This is a genomic window from Sabulibacter ruber, assembly GCF_017355955.1.
Classification (GTDB): domain Bacteria; phylum Bacteroidota; class Bacteroidia; order Cytophagales; family Hymenobacteraceae; genus Nibribacter; species Nibribacter ruber_A.
In genome coordinates this window covers 2,141,873-2,159,217 of the sequence record NZ_JAFFID010000001.1, presented here as the reverse complement: position 1 = coordinate 2,159,217, position 17,345 = coordinate 2,141,873, and the positions used below count along the sequence as shown (strand labels likewise).

Below are 17,345 nucleotides of genomic sequence, written 5' to 3'. Positions count from 1 at the left end.
GCACCTCTATGAAGACCATCCTCATTACCGGCTCCAACGGCTTGCTGGGGCAGAAACTGATTGGCTTACTACACCAGGAACCCAACATCAAACTCATCGCCTCCTCTAGGGGCAGCAACAAACTGGCGGAGCTTTTCCCCCAGGTGGCTTTCGTGCCGATGGACGTGGCCAACGCCGAGCAGGTAGAGCAGGTGATTACAGAGACGCAACCTACGCACATCATCCACACCGCCGCCATGACCAACGTAGACGACTGCGAAAGCCAGCGCGAGGAGTGCTGGAAACAGAACGTAGACGCAGTAGAAAACTTGGTGAAAGCCAGCGAGCGCCACGGCGTACATTTGATTCACGTCTCCACGGATTTCATCTTCGATGGCGAAAACGGACCCTATTCAGAAGACGCAGAAGGCAATCCAGTGAACTTCTATGGCCAAAGCAAACTGGCCGCCGAAGAACTGGTGAAAAACGCCGCCTGCAAATGGGCCATCCTGCGTACCGTACTGGTGTTTGGCATTGTGCATGACTACGGCCGGTCCAACATCGTGCTGTGGGTGAAAGGCTCTCTGGAGCAAGGCAAGCAGATCAAAGTAGTAAACGACCAGCTCCGCACCCCAACGCTGGCGGAGGACCTGGCCCAAGGCTGCTGGCTGGCCGCCAAACACGATGCCCAGGGTATCTTCAACATTTCCGGCGAAGAACTCCTGACCCCCTACCAAATGGCGGTCCAAGTAGCAGACTACTTCAACCTGGACAAAAACCTGATTGAAGAAGTAGACGGCTCCATCTTCACCCAACCCGCCAAACGCCCACCCCGCACTGGCTTCGATATTTCCAAAGCCAAATCGCAGTTGGGCTATCAGCCGCACACGTTCAAAGAGAGTATCGCGATTGTAGCCGAGCAGATCGCTTAAAGAAAAGAGCCCTCATGCAGAAGCATGAGGGCTCTTTTTAGTTATATGAAAGCCCGTCCGCAGGACAATGAAGGTATTGCATCAGTGAAAACAGCAATCAAGCGAATGCCCCCAAGCCCCTGTTGGGCGCCTGCGTAACCCAACAGGGGCTTGGGGGCAAGTAGTAGCGTGTCGAATGGCAATGGCCCGCGCTCTCTACACAGCAGAGGACGGTGCCGGGTGGTACCGAGATGAAGCCTCACTGTTTGAGCGTCAGCGAGTTTGAGGCTTCTTGATTCTTTTGGTTACTTTTCTCATCAAGGAGAAAAGTGACAAACGCCCGCAGAGCGCATCTGCAACCCGAAAGTAGGAAGGAAAGAAGTAGGAAGTAGCGGCTTAAGGGGCAGTTTGGGTTGTTGGTGAGAACACCAACAACGGCGAATGGCTGGCGAAGCAGCTAGTAGAAAAGAAAGGCACGGAAGTAACTTCCGCGCCATAGAAGGGGCAAGAGTGAATTTGAGGCTGGTGCCTCACTGAAGTATCAAACTTCAGGTCATTTTAAGTCCAAGTCACAGACTTGAACCATGTGGCAAGAGAAGGTTCTGCAGGTGTAAATATCCCCCCTTCGTTCCTTCAAAGGAGAACTTTGCGGAGCAGACTACAATCAAAAGCAGTAAAGTAAATTAAGAAACATAAATATATAGGTTTAACGTAGTACGAATCTATGTTGAACCGCCTGCTCCGCGCCATACAGGACTTCTTCTCTTTCTCCCAGCGGGAGCTCAACCAATTTTTCATTCTGATCTTTCTAATGGTTGCGATAGGAGTAGCCCCGTTTCTATTTTTCCAGGAAGATGTTCCCTATGATCCGACCGCCGACCGGCAGACGTTGGACAGTCTGGTGGTGCAACTGGAAGGACAGGTGGCGGAGGATGAAGCAAAGAGCGCCATAGCTTTCCGCCGGAAACCCATTAAACTGTACCACTTCAATCCCAATGACCTTACCGTGGAGCAGTGGCAAGAACTGGGGCTGAACAAATACATTGCGCAGCGCATCCTGAACTACAAGGCCAAAGCCGGGGCCTTCAAAAGCAAAGCCCAGCTCCGGCGCATCTATGGCCTGCCAGATTCCTTGTTCCAGCTGTGGTACCCATACATTGATCTGCCCGATGAAAATCCAAGGTATGGAGATGCGTATGCCAAGGATCAACCGTTTTCCGGCAGTTTCACGGAAAGCAGGCCCAAAACCGAGTACCCCAGAAAACGCTGGGAACTGCAGCCCTTTGACCTGAACACCGCCGATACCACAGAGCTGAAGCTGATCAGGGGAATTGGTAGTAAACTCTCGGCGAGAATTGTGAATTTCAGAGACAAGATGGGTGGGTTCCACTCAGTGGAGCAGGTGGCAGAAGTGTATGGCTTGGCGCCGGAGGTAGCAGACAGCGTAAGAAAGTACGGCTTCATTGCAAGAGCCTACCAACCCCGTAAGATCAACCTGAATACCGCCACCTTTGAAGAGCTAAGGCAGCACCCGTATGTGGGCTACAGTCTTGCCCGGGCCATTATTAACTACCGCACCCAGCATGGTCCGTACCCCGGCGTGGAAGAACTGCGCAAGCTGAAAGTACTGGACGAAGCCCGCTACCAGAAGATTCAGCCGTACCTTACGGTACAGTAAAAGAGAATTACGACGCTGAAACGGCAGAAACCTGCTTGTATTCACTTTGTGCAATTTGACTGTATTTTCCCAAAAACAAACTCAAAACGGTTTAAGCAGATGCTGACCTCCCTATTAAAACCTGTGTGGGTTTATACGGAGGTATGTTTTGCCTGAAGATGGGGAAAGAAGGCTGGAAATACCCACCAATTTTCAAAACAAATTGTAGTTTTAGAGATTATACATAGATTAAACTAGTAGAAGTCAAAGGAAATAGGGAGTATTCACGCGTCTTCAACCAATAATACCATGACAAGTAATACTGCCGGGGTGGGCCAGGCAAATCTGAACAATTTCCCTGCAGAACTGGAAGCACTGCACAGGGAACTACAGGAACTTCGGCAGGAGGTGGCGCAGGCGCAGGAAATAGAACGGCAGTTGCGGGAACAGCAGCGTCGCCTCAATGAAGCCCAGAGCATAGGCCACTTAGGCAGCTTTGAGTCCATTTTTCCCCAGGACAATCTTACGTGGTCAGATGAGTTGTATCGGTTGTTTGGCTTAGAGCCCCAGAGCGAACCGGCTACGTTGGAGCGGTTTTCTTCCTTTGTGCACCCCGAGGACCGGGCCAGGTATGAGGAGGCCATGCAAAGGTTTATGGATGGGAGCAACACCTTTGACCTCACTTACCGCATCAACCGCAATGACAAGCAAATCCGGTACCTCCATACCAAAGCCGAGGTGGTCTCAGATACCCACGGGCTGCGGGTGCATGGCACCGTACAGGACATCACCGAGCAGAAACTGGCGCAGGAAAAGTTAGAAGCCAATGAGGCCCTGTTGCGCCAGGCCGAATCTGTGGGCCATATAGGCAGCTACGAGGCAGATGCCCAGACCCTCACCTTCAGGTTCTCAGATGAAATGTACCGCATTCTGGGGTATGAGCCGCACACCATAGAGCCCACCCTGGAGTATATTGATTCCATTTCGCACCCAGAAGACGCGGCCGCCATCAAAAAGAGGTTAGAAGAAGTTCTGCAAACCGGTCAGCCGTACCAGTACATCCGGCGCATTTACTGGCCAGACGGGCAAATGCGGTACATAGAAGGCAAGGGGCGCGTGGTCTGCGATGAGAAAGGCCAGCCGGTAAAGCTCCTGGGCACGGTGCATGACATCACAGACCAGGTCCGGACCGATCTGATTCTGGACACCATCAATGAAGTGTGCTATGAACTGGATGACCAGCTTCGGTTCAAATACGCCAACCGCAAAGCCTATGATGCCTGGGGAAAACCGGGCGGAGAAGTTTTAGGGAAGCCCTATTTTGAAGTATTTCCGGCCCACCAGGACTCCGGTATTGCCCAGGTGATCGCAGAGGCAATGCAGAGCAAAAAACAGGTGCTGCAGAAAATCTACCTTCCGGCGGAGGAAAAATGGTTTCTCTACAACGCCATGCCCGGGCCAACCGGCCTCATAATCCTGTACTTTGATGTCACTGAAAGGGTGAAGTCCCGCGAGCAGATCAGGCAGCAGCAAAAGCAATTCCAGACCCTGGTGGAAAACATGCCCGATCTTATCTCCCGGTGGGACAGCCATACCCGGTTAGTGTATTGCAACCCCAATTTCGAGAAGAAATTAGGGCTGAACCCCGGTACCGTCTTAGGCAAGACCAATCTGGAGTTAGGCATTCCGCCAGAAGTGGCCGTGCCTTTTAGCGCCAAACTGGAAGAAGTATTTGCCACTGGTCAGCCCAGAGAACATGCCTGTGACATCCCAACTCCAGAAGGGACGTTGCACCTTTTTGCCCGCATGGTGCCCGAGCTTTCCCCGGATGGAAAGGTAGAAACTGTTCTCACGATAGCGCATGACATTACCCAGATAAAGCAGGCCGAGGAAGAGAACCTCAAACACCTGAGTATTCTGCGCCAATCTGAGGCATTGGTTGGCATGGGCAGTTGGGTGTATGATTTAGGCGCGCAAACCTTCATGATGTCTGAGGGCCTCTATTCCTTGTTGCAGATAGAGCAAGGGAAGCCAGTAGGGCCAGATGTCTACCTGCAACACGTGGTAGAGGAGGATCTGCCAGTTCTTGAGCGGTTAGCGCACGCTGTACAGGAAGATCCAAAGCCTTTTGAGGAGACGTTCCGGATCAAACGCCAGGAAGGGGAAAGAAGGCTGAAGGTGAAGGCCGCGGTACTTCCCGGGACTAATCGGAGGGACTTTAAAATCCTGGGTGTGGCCTGGGACATCACCGAGATGGACCGGCTGGAAAAAGAGAACCTGGATATCAGGCTAAACCAGCAGAAGGAATTGGTACTAACCATTCTTAACACCCAGGAAGAAGAACGCCGCCGGATTGCCGAGGCGCTGCACAACGGCATCGCCCAGCTTCTGTACGCCGCTAAACTGAACTTAAACCAGGTAGCCGAAGAAGAGGTGGTACAGGAGAATCCTTCCTTGAAGGAAAGCATCATCCGCACTGATCTTATTCTGGCGGAAGCCATTCAGCAAACCCGTTCGGTTTCCCATGAACTGATTCCCACTCCTTTGTCAGACCTGGGTTTGGAGGCGGCTATCAAAGACATCTGTTCTACCTTAACCAATCGGCAACTGATCATTGACTGCTGGGTATTCAACCTGCATTCTCCTCTGGAAAAGCACCTGGAACTGGCCGTGTACAGAATTGCGCAGGAACTGGCCAACAACATCGTGAAGCATGCCCAGGCCACCAAAGCGGGGCTGCTGCTGCGTGAGCAAAGGGGTGCGCTGGTGTTGGAGGCGGAAGATAACGGCAAAGGCTTTGTGCCAGAGCAAAACTTGGGGAAAGGAATGGGCCTGAAGTCCATCCACGACCGCGTGAAACTCCTGAACGGCACCATCGAGATTGACTCTGCCCCCGGCGAGGGAACCACCATCAGCATCCATTTGCCTCTGCCCAAGCCCGCCAACCATCATTTCCGTTCTTAGGCTGTTTTTCAGAAAACAGGCGGTTTTTGAAGGGTACTCTGCTTGCTCTGAGTGAGTATCAAACCCTTGTCAGTTACTGTATGATATCGTACACCATTTGTGTGATACCGTACGCCCCAAAATGCCCTCTCAAAGCTAAATTACTTAAAATCAAGGCAAAGGTAAGTTGGCACAACATCTGTTGAAGTAAGTGAAGGACAGCCACTGTTTATGGGCTCTTTTTCTGAAAGTGAGGCAAATTCTAGGGGAAGGATTTCCTGAAGAAGTTGGCCTAATCACTATTTAGCTGAAAAGAGACGTGGCGCCAGCCTTACCTCTTCAACACCACCTTGCTATGATCAAGAATTTCTTCAAGACCGCCTGGCGCAATCTATCCAAGAACAAATTCTTCACCATCCTGAATGTGATCGGGTTGGCGCTGGGCATGTCTCTTAGCTTATTGTTCATAGCCCTGCTGGCCTTCCTGAGCCGGTACGACGATTTCCACCCCCATAAAGACCGCATTTACAGGGTTACCACGCAACTGCATGACAAAAAGGAGAACCCCAGGTTTGCCTCCGCGCCGGTTAACCTCGCCCAGCAACTGGAAAACAACTTCACCGGGATAGAGAAAGTGGTCCGTATTCATCGGTCGCTCTACGGCGATGCCCTTTATGGCGAGAAGAAAATCAGGCTGGGTGGGTACTTCGCAGATCCCCAGTTTCTGGAGGTTTTCAATTTTCCTTTGCTCAAGGGCAATAAGGCAACGGCGCTCACCAACCCCAATTCCATTGTGCTCTCAGAAACCGTTGCGGGCAAGATTTTCAACGGCAAAGAGGCTCTGGGCGAAATGATCAAAATTGAAGGCTACGGAAATTTCCTGGTGACCGGCGTTGCGCAAGACGTTCCTGAAAACTCCCACATGCAGTTTGAAGCGCTGGTCTCCTACGCCTCTCTGGTTTCCCATTTGGGCACTTCTTTCCTGACGAAGGAAGAAAACTGGAAGTCCTTCACAGATTCATTCGTCTACTTCCGGGTATCAGAGACCACCGACCCAGACAACATCCAGCAAGCCCTCAACGGCTTAGCGAAACAGAAATACGCAAAGGAGCAAGTGAAAGCATCTTTCCAGCTTCAGGCCTTGGATGATATTGTGCCCGGCCCTCAGCTCTATGATTCCTTGGGTCAAACCTGGGATACGCTTTCCCTTTTACTCACCGGTTTTATAACGCTGGTGGTTTTGATTCCCGCCTGTTCCAACTACATCAACCTTTCCATTTCGCAGTCATTGGAGCGGATGAAGGAAATAGGGGTGAGGAAGGTGTTTGGTGCCCAGAAAGAGCAGGTTTTTGTGCAGTTCATTGTGGAGTCTACCACCATTGTGCTGGTGGCGCTGCTGCTATCGGGGATGATCTATGAAGTGATCCGGACAGATTTTATCAGCCAGATGGTAGAAACGTCTCCCATAGATTTGTCTCCTACCTGGCTCACCTTCCTGGGCTTTTTTCTGTTTGCCTTGTTGGTAGGGGTGATTGCGGGGTTGGTGCCGGCGCTTTACTTCTCCAAGATGTCGCCGGTCAATGCCCTGAAAGGGAAAGAAGTCAAAACCAGTGGCCGCTCCATTTTCCGCAAGGTGGTGCTGACTACCCAGTTTATGCTCTCCCTGGGTTTTATCATGGCGGTTGTGATTATGCTGCGGCAGTACCAATATTCCATCAACTATGATTTTGGCTTCGAGCAGGCGAATGTGCTGGATGTTGAACTACAGAACGTAGATCCGCAGATTTTCAAAAACGAGTACGGCAAGGTGCCTTCCGTGAAGAGAATATCCCTGTCCTCGCACCTGTTGGGACTGGAACCCGCTCCGGAACGACAGCTCCAGATTCTACAGCAGGAAGACTCCGTGGGCGCATTCTCTATCTCCGTAGACGAGGCTTTCATCACCAACATGAAACTGGAGCTGCTGGCCGGGAATGATTTCAGCGAGGACAAAGCGGAGAATGCGCGGCTCATTATTGTGAATGAGGAGTTCGTCAAGAAGTTGAAGCTGAAAGAACCGTCTGCTGCTATTGGCAGGTGGTTGGTCTTGCCAGAAGGCAAAGAGGTGCGTATTGCCGGTGTTTTAAAAGATTTCCACTTCGCTGATCTGAAAGAAGCCATCACCCCTTTCTTCTTTGAGTATGATCCTGCTACCTTCCAATACGCCAACCTGAAACTTGAATCAAGTGACGTGGCGGGTAGCCTCACCACCATGGAAACGCTCTGGAAAAAAATTGGCGGCGAAGGAAAGTTTACCGCCCAGCTTTTCTCTAATGAGATCAAAGATGCCTATGACTTCTACCTCATGATCATGAAACTTTGGGGCTTTCTGGGGTTACTGGCAATCACCGTGGCCTGCCTGGGGCTGTTAGGCACGGTGTCCTTCACCATCAAGAAACGCTACAAAGAAATAAGCATCAGGAAAGTGATGGGCGCCTCTTCTCTGAGCCTCTTGCTGCTGCTGTCCAAAGATTTCGTGGTTTTGATGGTGGTAGCCAGCGTCATTACCATTCCGGTGATGTATTTTATGTTCACGCACCTTCTGGCCAGTACCCAGCATTATAGCATAGAAATCGGGTTTATAGAGATCTTCATCAGTGTGGTCATTATGATGGTGCTGGGTCTTGTCACCATTCTCTCCCAAACTTTAAAAGCGGCCAACGCTAACCCGGTGGTGTACCTAAGAGCCGAATAACCTGGTGGGCAGCAGTTTTTCTAAAGAGAGTCATTTCACAGGTCACCTCACCGGTTTGGGTGGGAGATAACCGAGTAATTTGTAATCTAAGGCAGGTTGCTTAATTTGCCCGGAGAGGCGTCACACGCAGGTCTGGTCCTTTTCCTGGCAGAAACTCACAGGAGTTTCCAATAGAAAGCCAGGGGAAAGGCAGCACACCAAGCGCAGGAAGTAACCGTTTAAGCTTGAAAGCAGTTTACTTCTTTTGAAGTGGCCGTGGCTGCTTCTTGTTGTGACCTCCCGTTTTCTGATTCTGCCCATGCCTACTTCCGTTACGCCGCTTCCGCACCTGCTCAAACAGTACCAGCGCCGTCTGCTCAACCTCAGCGGCTCTAACCGCTCTTTGGTGCTGCTCAAACCCTCGTCCAGCCTCCACCTGGATCTGCACGCGCTGGACCACGCCCACAAGGGCCCGTCGTTTGGGTATGTTCAGGAATTATTGGCCGGAAAACAGAACGTCACACTCTGCGAAGTAGCCGATGCCCGCGATGCAAGCCTGGCGCCCCTGACCAAACAGTTGAAAACCATCCAGCGCCGGGCGCACATGATCTGGGAAGAGCGCGGCGCCAAGGAGCTGTTCGTGGGCTGGCCCTTTGTGGAAGGCGCTTTCCCAGATGGTACCCTGGTACGCTGTCCGCTGCTGTTTTTTCCGGTGGAACTGCGCGTGAACGAGAAACGGCAATGGCAGTTGGTGCGCCCCCAGGATGCGCCCGCGTTCTTCAACAAAAGCTTCCTGCTGGCCTACGCCCACTACCTCAACCTGAAACCCGACGAGGCGCTCATGGAAGAGGACTTTGATGAGTTTCCTACGGATGACCTGGAGTTCCGCACCAAACTCTACGAGCTGCTGAAGGCGAGCAACCTGGAGATCAACTTCAACCAGGAACTGCTCAAAGACGCGCTGCAGCCCTTCAAATCCTACAAACGCGCCGACCTAGAGAAAACCTGGCAGCCCGGCCAACTGAAACTTCAGTCCGAGGCCGTGTTAGGCGTCTTCCCCCAAGCCGGTTCCTACCAACTTACCGACTACGACGATCTGCTGGAGACCCCACCCGCGGATACGCTGGAAGAACTGCTCTTGCCTCAAGCCGAAACCAACTCCGCCCAGGCTCAACTGGAGCAGCAACTGTTCACTGCCTTTGACGCCGATTACTCGCAGGAAGCCGCGCTTCGGCAGGTGAAGGCGGGGCAGAGCGTAGTGGTGCAGGGACCACCCGGCACGGGCAAATCGCAGCTCATCTGCAACCTGGTCTCCGATTACCTGGCCCGCGGCAAAAGCGTGCTGGTGGTTTGCCAGAAGCGCGCCGCCCTTGACGTGGTGTACCAGCGCCTATCCACAACCGGCTTGGATCAGTTCTCGGCGCTAGTACATGACCTGAACCTGGACCGCCCGGCGGTGTTCTCCAAAATCCGCTACCAGATTGAGCAGGTGGAGGAGTACCAACGGCAGAACGTGGCCCTGGGCAACATCCAGGCCGAGCGGCAGTTCCTGGAAACCAGCCGCCGCATCAACCAGATCACGCAGCGGCTGAATGATTTAAAGGAGGCTTTGTTCGATACTTCGGTCTGCGGATGGTCGCCCAAGGAACTGTACCTAAGAAGCAATCCCCGCGCCCCGCATCTACCCGCCGAAGGCATTTACCTGAACTTCACCGCGGCTACCTGGCAGGAGTGGCGGCCAAAACTGGTGCATTACCTGCAGGATGCCGTGCTGCTCAAAAGCCCTGATTTCCCGTGGAACGAGCGCCGCTCTTTCCACCTGCACACCTGGACCGAGCGTCAACGGCTGAACCAACTGCTGGCAGAATTACCTTCTACCGCTAAGCAGACAGCCCAGCAAGTACAGCTTTTGCTACCCAGACAAGCCGATAACTGGGATGCCCTGCAAGCCCTGTTACAGGAGCTGCCCACCCTGGAAACCGTGCAGCACGCCCTGCAAGACAAAGCCATTTCGCGCCTGTTTTTCGGGAATCTGGCCCAAAACAAAGACCAGAAGCAGCGGGAAGCGCAACTGACCCAATTGCAGAAAGACACGGCCGCTGTGCAAACCAAGCTTTCGCCGGCAGAGGTGCAGCAAGCAAGCCAACTGTTGGCCGCCCATGACCAGGCCAAAAGCGGTTTCCTGAGCCGCATCCAGTGGAGCTTCTCATCGGATAAAAAGAAATTAACCGCTTTCGCCGAAAGCAAAGGGTTGTCTAACCCCGACACCGCCCCAGAGCATCTGCGGGCGGCCGTGAAGCAGTGGGAAGCCTTGCAAGCGCAATGGAAAGCCCTGCAAGCTCTGGAGCCAACTTTGGAAGTCCCGGCAGAGCTTTTCGGCACTGAGGCCACGCAGGAGCTAACGGCCTTACAACAGGCCTGGGAACAGCGTAAAGTCTTGCACCGGCTGCTAACCTATGACATCCTCCCAGATGAGCTGCTGCACCTGGAAGGCGAGCGTTTTAAGGCTATTTTAACTGAATCACTGCCAAAACTCAGGTTGCTTCAGGAGCGAATGCGGGAGTGGCAACGCTGGCTCACCCCATCACAAATAGAACAACTCGCCACCGACCCAACTGCTGCCCCAAAGCTGGCCCAAAGCCTTTCTGAGCACTTTGACCGGATGGTAGCCTTTGATGCCTTGGTGCACACCTTGTCGCCGGAGCTGTGGGAATGGCTGGAAGAACTGCGCATGGCTGTGCCGGAGAGCGTGGAAGCGCAATTGCAGGCCCTAGAAAACAGCGTGCTATTGACTTGGCTTCAACAACTGGAAGGGCAGAACCCGGTGCTGACCATTGTGAGCACTGGCGAACTGGAGCGCCTGGAAACCGAGCTGCAGGAGAAAATCAAGCAGAAAGCCGATCTGAGCCGCCAAATCATTTTGCTCAACCTGCGCGAGCAGACCTATCAAAACATGGAGTACAACCGCCTGGGCAACCCTGTGACGTACCGCCGGTTACTCACCCAGGTGAGCAAGAAGCGCATGCTGTACCCGCTCCGCAAACTCAACGCCGAGTTCGGCGACGAGATCCGGCAGTTGTTGCCGTGCTGGCTGGCCTCGCCCGAGACCGTATCGGCGTTGTTTCCGCTGGAGCGCATCTTTGACCTGGTCATCTTTGATGAAGCCTCGCAGTGTTTTGCCGAGGTAGGCGTGCCGGCCATGGTGCGCGGCAAGCAGGCCGTCATTGCCGGCGATGAGCAGCAATTGGGACCGTCTGACCTGTACCGCGTGCGCTTCGGGACGGACGAGGAGGAAACCGAGGAACTGTTGGTAGAATCTCTGCTGCAACTGAGCGCACTGCACCTGCCGCAAACCTTGCTCTCAGAACACTACCGCAGCCAGTACCCCGAGCTGATCCAGTTCTCCAACCAGAATTTCTACCGCGACAAGCTGCAGCTCATCCCGCGGCTGGAGGCCATGAACACCGCTGAGCCCGCGCTGCAGTACCTTAAGGTGAACGGCGTGTGGGAAAACCAGACCAATAGGGTAGAGGCCGAGCGCGTGCGCGATCTGGTGTTTGAACTCTTGGCCAAAGGCGAGACCAACATAGGCGTTATCACCTTCAACTTCCCGCAGCAGCAGTTGGTGCAGGACCTGCTGGAGGAGCAGGCCGCTGCCCAGAACGTGCCTTTGCCCGAAGAACTCATCGTCAAGAACATTGAGAACATCCAGGGTGATGAGCGGCAGTACATCATTTTCTCCATTGGCTATGCGCCGGATGCCACGGGCGTGGTGCGCGCCATGTTTGGCAGTTTGAACGCGGCCAAAGGCGAGAACCGCCTGAACGTGGCTATCACACGCGCCATCAAGCGGGTGTACGTGGTGACCAGTCTGTGGCCTGAGCAGTTCCCGACGGAAAACGTGAAGCACCCCGGCCCCAGATTGCTGCGCGAGTACCTGGCCTTCGCCCGCGAGGTCAGCGAGAATGGGTTCACGCCCAAACCTTCACCCTCGGTCAGCATCCCATCGGCCTTGCTTCTGTATCCGCAACTTTTGACCGAGTTTGCGCAGAATAGTACAAAAACAGAATTATCGTTGGAACTTCCCTTTGCGGACCTCACTTTCCGCAACGGCAACCGCTACCAGGCCGTAGTGTTAACCGATGACGATTTGTACTTTCGCCGCCCCTCGGCCAAAGCCTCGCACGCCGATGTGCCTTTGCGCCTGAAAGCCCGGGGCTGGAGATACGGGGCCGTGTACAGTCGTCAGTTCTGGAGCCAGCCCCAACAGGTCTGGCAGAGACTAACCGAACTGACCGAAAACTATGAAAGATAAACTACTGGAATTCACCGTGGGCCTGTGTTTGCTTATTGCCGTGGCCTGTGATACCGGCTCTGCCAAAACAGAAGATAGCACCGCCGAAGCCACCACTGAGAAAGAAGGAAAGAAAAAGAAAGACAAGAACCCTGCCTCAGAAGGATTTGCCGTCAACAACAACTATGATTTGTTGGAGGTAAGCAAGATGGGGAAGAATACCGTGCCCGAGAGCTCGGGCCTGGAAGCATCGACCGATGGTAACTTCTGGACCCACCCAGATGCTGGCAACGAAGCGGTATTGTACAAAGTAAACCAGTCGGGCGAATTGCTGGAAACCATGAACGTGCAAGGCGCCAAAAACAACGACTGGGAAGACGTGGCCCGCGGCAATGACGGGTTCCTGTACATCGGGGACATGGGTAACAACGAGAACACCCGCCAGGATTTGCAGATCCTGAAAGTAGACGAGAAGAGCAAGAAAGTGGTGGGCACCATTCCGTTCAAGTACGCAGACCAGACCGAGTTTCCGCCTTCCAAAGAAAACCAGAACTTTGACGTGGAAGGCTTTCTCATGCACAACAACGCCTTTTACCTTTTCACCAAAAACCGCGGCAAAGGGGATTGGGTGAAGCTCTACAAAGTAGCCAACCAACCCGGTGCCCAACAAACGGTTTCGCCCATTGATAGTGTGCAGATCAGCACCAAAATCACCGCCGCTGATATCTCGCCAGACGGTAAACGCATCGCTTTGCTGGGGGAAGGCTGGGCGTACCTGTTTGAGACCAGCAACCCAGACCAGGTATTCCAGGGCAAGAAAGAGCAGATTCCGTTGGGCAAAGTAGGCCAGGCCGAGGGATTGGTTTTCGTGAACGACACCGACATGATGATCTCCAACGAGAAAGGCCGCCTGTTTATGCTAAGCCTGAAGAAGTAATTGCGGATGATTTCACCAGTCTGTTCTCAGATTGGCACTCCTTTTCAAAAGAAAGCAAATTCTGGGCAAATTCTGGCGCGAGTCTCCTGACTCGTGCCTCCAGATTGAGGGTAGTCTCCAGACTACCCTCGCTGCAATGCAGCGAAACGGCTTTCTGCCAAACCGGAACTTGACGTAGTAGACAAGAAAGCCTCCACCGCAAAAAGATCTGGGTTCCCGGCGAGTCTGGAGACTCGCATCATCCTACGTCACGAGTCTTTAGACTCGCGCCAGTTAGTTGGCGGGTAGGGCGGCATTGGTCCTGTTTCAGGGCTGTTTTGCCAAATTCAGGCGTAAAACTAGAGGAAGCATGTTGGGTCCGGCAAACTGAAAAGCAGTCTTTCTTGTTTTAGGCTTCTTTTCCTGAAACCATCCCGAAAACGCGCCTGCCGTTTTTTCGTTTTAGGCTTACAGGCAGGCGGCGGGGAATACACAAACCATCCAATTAAATTAGACAGCATGGCTGAAACCATCTTAATCACAGGCGCTACCGGCACGGTAGGTTCTGCCACCGTAAAAGCGCTCTCAGCGTTGGGAGCAACTGTTAGAGCCGGAGTAAGATCCGTTATCAAAGGAGACAACCTGAAACGGTTGCCGGGAGTGGAAGTGGTAGAAATTGATTTTTCCCGACCAGAATCGTTGAAGGTGGCGTTTACCGGGGTGAGTACGGCTTTCCTGATCACTCCTTTCGCGGAGAACCAGGTGGAAATGGCTAAGATGCTGGTGGATGCCGCGCAAGCCGCTGGTTTGCGGCACGTGGTACGGCTCTCGGCGAGTGGGGCAGAGGTGGAGCCGGGCATCCAGCTAGGGCAGTGGCACCGCATGGCCGAGGAATACCTGAAAGCCACGGAACTGAACTACACTATCCTGCGGCCCGGTTCTTTTATGCAGAACTTCGTGAACCAGCACGCGCAAAGCATCATTCAGGAAAACTCATTTTATCTGCCTCTGGGCAACGGCCGGGTTTCTTACATTGATGCGCGTGATATAGGAGATGTGGCCGCCGAAATTTTGTTACGGCCCGAAGGCCACGATGACAGAGCCTATACTCTTACCGGACCTCAGGCACTTTCTGGCTATGAAGTAGCCGAAGTGCTTTCTTCTGTGACCGGTAGAACCATTGAGTACATTGACGTACCAGAAGAAGCGGCCCGGGCCTCTATGCAACAACACGGTTTACCAGACTGGATGACCGAAAGCCTGCTGGAATTGAATGCCATCTCCAGAGCTGGCTATGCTTCTGGCGTGACCGGTGAGGTGCAGGAGATTATTGGCAGGGCGCCGTACACGTTCCAGGACTTTGCCCAAACGTACAAGGAGTGCTTCTAAGCCCTTTTCAAGCTATTTAAAGCAGCAGTCCCGTTTACCGGCCCATTTTAAAGAATAGCCGGTAAACGGGACTGCTGCTTTTTGATCGAAATATCAGTTCTTCGTCTGACTTACCGAAGTAGCCTTTCAGTAGGCAAGCAAAAAGCCCCGTTGGTTTCAACGAGGCTTTTTGGATTAGGGAATGAAGAACCAATTAGCGGTTTTCTCTGGAGGAGCGACCGCCACGGTTTCTGTCATTTGAGTTATCGTCATCGTCATGGTTGGAGTTACCGTAGCGTGAACGGTTCTCGTAGCCAGAGCCGCCCCCGCCGTAGCTGGATTGTCCGCCCTGTGAGCCGTAGCCACCGCGCGATCCCATGTTGGAAGAGGAACCGTAGCCGCTGGAAGAACCCTGGCTGCTGCCTCCCTGGCCATAGCCACCCATGCCGTAATCACGGCTTTGGTCGCCGTAGCCGCCGCCGGTAGAAGCTCCACCGTGTCCGCGGTCACTTCCGCCGGTGCCAGAAGACTGGTATCCGCCACGGGAGCCCATGTCACGGCTCATGTTGCCGTAGTTAGATCCCCCGAAGTTGCCTCCGCCGTAGCCACCGTAGTTGCCACCTTGTGAGCCCTGGCTTGCGCCGTAAGAAGATCCTCCGCTGTTACCACCCCGCTGGCCGTATCCGCCTTGAGAGCCATAACCTCCCTGTGAAGAGCGTGAACCGAAGTCTCCGCCCTGCGCGTTATGCGTGCTGTAACCGCCATGGCCTCCGCCCTGGTTGCCACCGCCGCTCATAGAACCGTAGCCGCTGTTATCGCCGCCTTGGTAGCCGCCGCGAGAGCTGCCTTGCCACTCCTGGTTACCACCCTGAGATGAGCCGTAACCGCCGCGAGATCCTCCTCTGTCTGAGCCCATAGAGCCGCCGTATCCGCCACGGGAACCCATGTCATGTGAGCCATAGTGGCTGCCTCTGCGGCCAGAATCATCGCCGTACGGACCGCTGTAGCTGTTACCGCCTTGGCTATATCCGCCGTCAAAATCGGTGTTTCCGTCATAGCCACCGCGTGAGCCGCCTCTGGAGCCGTACTCTTCGCCGTATGAACCACCTCTGGAGCCCATAGCGCCATAAGAGCTGCTGTTCTGGTTGCTGTACCCTTGGCTGTAGCCACCGTGGCCACGTCCGTGGTCGCCGCCACCGTGCATGCCGTAGCCGCTCTCAGTGCCGTAGCCCATTTGGTTTCCGTAGTAGCCAGAGCCACCGTAGTTTGAATATCCTCCGCGGTCTGATTCTGAACGGCTGGAGTTACCGGAGTATCCGCCCTGAGAACTCATGCCGTAGGGGTTGCTGCCCATGGTTCCGCCGTAGCCGCCCCGTGAGCCCATGTCATTGGAGCCACCGTAGTTGCCGCCGCCCATGGAGCCGTAACCGCCTTGACCGTAGTTAGAGCCGCCCTGGTTGCTCGTTGAGCCGTAGCCACCCTGGCCATAGCTGGAGCCTCCCTGGTTGCCTTGTGAACCATAGCCGCCCTGTCCGTAGTTAGAGCCGCCTTGCGAGCCACCATACCCTCCTTGTGAGCCGCCGTAGTTACCGCCGCCCATGGAACTGTAGCGGTTGCTTTGGTCATCATGGTTGTTCCAGGAGTTGCCGCCGCCAAAGCTGCCGCCGTTTCCTTGGTTGCCGCCGTAGCCGCCCTGGCCACCGCCGCCGTAGTTGTCGCCGTGCTGTGAGCCGTAGCCGCCGCGTTCGCCGTTGAAGTTACCGCCGCCGCTCACGCCGCTCATAGAAGAGCTGCTTTGGTTGCCCATGTCGCCGCCCTGTGAGCCTCCGTAGCCCATGCCGCTACCCATAGAGGCAGATGAGCCAGAAGCTGAGGTATCTGTGTCTGAGGAAGCAGACTGGCTGCCTGATTTATTTCCGTTGGCTTTGGATGTTGCCGATGAACCAGATTTTGAGCTGGCTTTTGGAGTGCTGGAAGTGGTAGAACCAGCAGTTTTGCTTGAACCACTTTTTTTATCTGAAGCACTGCTGGCAGTGGAAGTAGATCCCTTTTTAGCAGTTGCAGAAGAGCCGCCGCCGGTAGAGCCGGTAGAAGCCCCACCAGATCCGCTTGACCCAGAAATTCCAGTGATGCCTAACCCGGTAGCACCTGATCCTCCTGAGGCTGCACCACCTGTTGTAGAACCAGAGGTAGTAGAACCGGTAGTGCCTTGTGAGCCGGCAGAGCCCGTTGGCGAAGTTGAACCAGAGCTTTGCCCCATGTTATCAGAGGAAGAGGAGGAAGAAGCCGTAGCACCAGTGCTGCTGCTTGAACCAGTAGAGGAGCCCGGATTGTTGCTTTGCTGCTCTTTTTGATTGTCTTTCATGGTTGAATCTCCTTTGTTAATGGTTTTAGAATGGTTAGTTGGATAAGCATGTGCCCTGCCTCAGAACCAGAAGAAGCTTTTCTTCCATATTCTTCAGCAAGTGTTTATACTATACGAACGGGTGTTCGCATGGTTAACTCCCCCATTGCGATTTTTTAATTCAGAAAGATTAATTTGGAGATTTGCTTAACTAAGAAGC

Annotated in this window: 8 protein-coding genes; 7 read left to right on the top strand and 1 reads right to left on the bottom strand. The window is 53.8% G+C overall.

Translation table 11 applies throughout. The annotated features are described in order from the left end of the window. Nucleotides 1–8 precede the first annotated feature (8 nt). From JT719_RS08765 to JT719_RS08735, 7 genes are all read left to right on the top strand, one after another. On the top strand, nt 9–911 hold the full coding sequence (locus JT719_RS08765) for an SDR family oxidoreductase (RefSeq protein ID WP_207432515.1): 903 nt from the start codon (nt 9–11) through the stop codon (nt 909–911). Nucleotides 912–1,614: 703 nt separating this feature from the next. Beyond that, nucleotides 1,615–2,568 (top strand): ComEA family DNA-binding protein, encoded by a 954-nt coding sequence (locus tag JT719_RS08760; protein ID WP_207432514.1) that lies wholly within the window; start codon nt 1,615–1,617, stop codon nt 2,566–2,568. 288 nt (nt 2,569–2,856) lie between these two features. Then, complete coding sequence (locus tag JT719_RS08755; RefSeq protein ID WP_207432512.1) at nt 2,857–5,511, top strand: PAS domain-containing sensor histidine kinase; 2,655 nt, start codon at nt 2,857–2,859, stop codon at nt 5,509–5,511. Between the two features lie 334 nt (nt 5,512–5,845). After that, on the top strand, nt 5,846–8,224 hold the full coding sequence (locus tag JT719_RS08750; protein WP_207432510.1) for an ABC transporter permease: 2,379 nt from the start codon (nt 5,846–5,848) through the stop codon (nt 8,222–8,224). Nucleotides 8,225–8,522: 298 nt separating this feature from the next. Next, nucleotides 8,523–12,518 carry an AAA domain-containing protein gene (locus JT719_RS08745; RefSeq protein WP_207432508.1) on the top strand — a complete coding sequence of 1,332 codons (3,996 nt, stop codon included), beginning with the start codon at nt 8,523–8,525 and terminating at the stop codon, nt 12,516–12,518. After that, on the top strand, nt 12,508–13,434 hold the full coding sequence (locus JT719_RS08740; protein WP_207432507.1) for a hypothetical protein: 927 nt from the start codon (nt 12,508–12,510) through the stop codon (nt 13,432–13,434). Before JT719_RS08745 ends, JT719_RS08740 begins: the two co-directional genes overlap by 11 nt. Nucleotides 13,435–13,932: 498 nt before the next feature. Beyond that, a complete protein-coding gene (locus tag JT719_RS08735; protein ID WP_207432506.1) occupies nt 13,933–14,802 on the top strand; it encodes an SDR family oxidoreductase in 870 nt (289 codons plus the stop codon). Nucleotides 14,803–14,995: 193 nt separating this feature from the next. Here the strand turns inward: JT719_RS08735 and JT719_RS08730 are convergent, their stop codons facing one another. Next, the gene (locus tag JT719_RS08730) at nt 14,996–17,146 is read right to left on the bottom strand and encodes a hypothetical protein (protein ID WP_207432505.1); all 2,151 of its coding nucleotides are present in this window, start codon (nt 17,144–17,146) and stop codon (nt 14,996–14,998) included. Nucleotides 17,147–17,345: the final 199 nt, after the last annotated feature.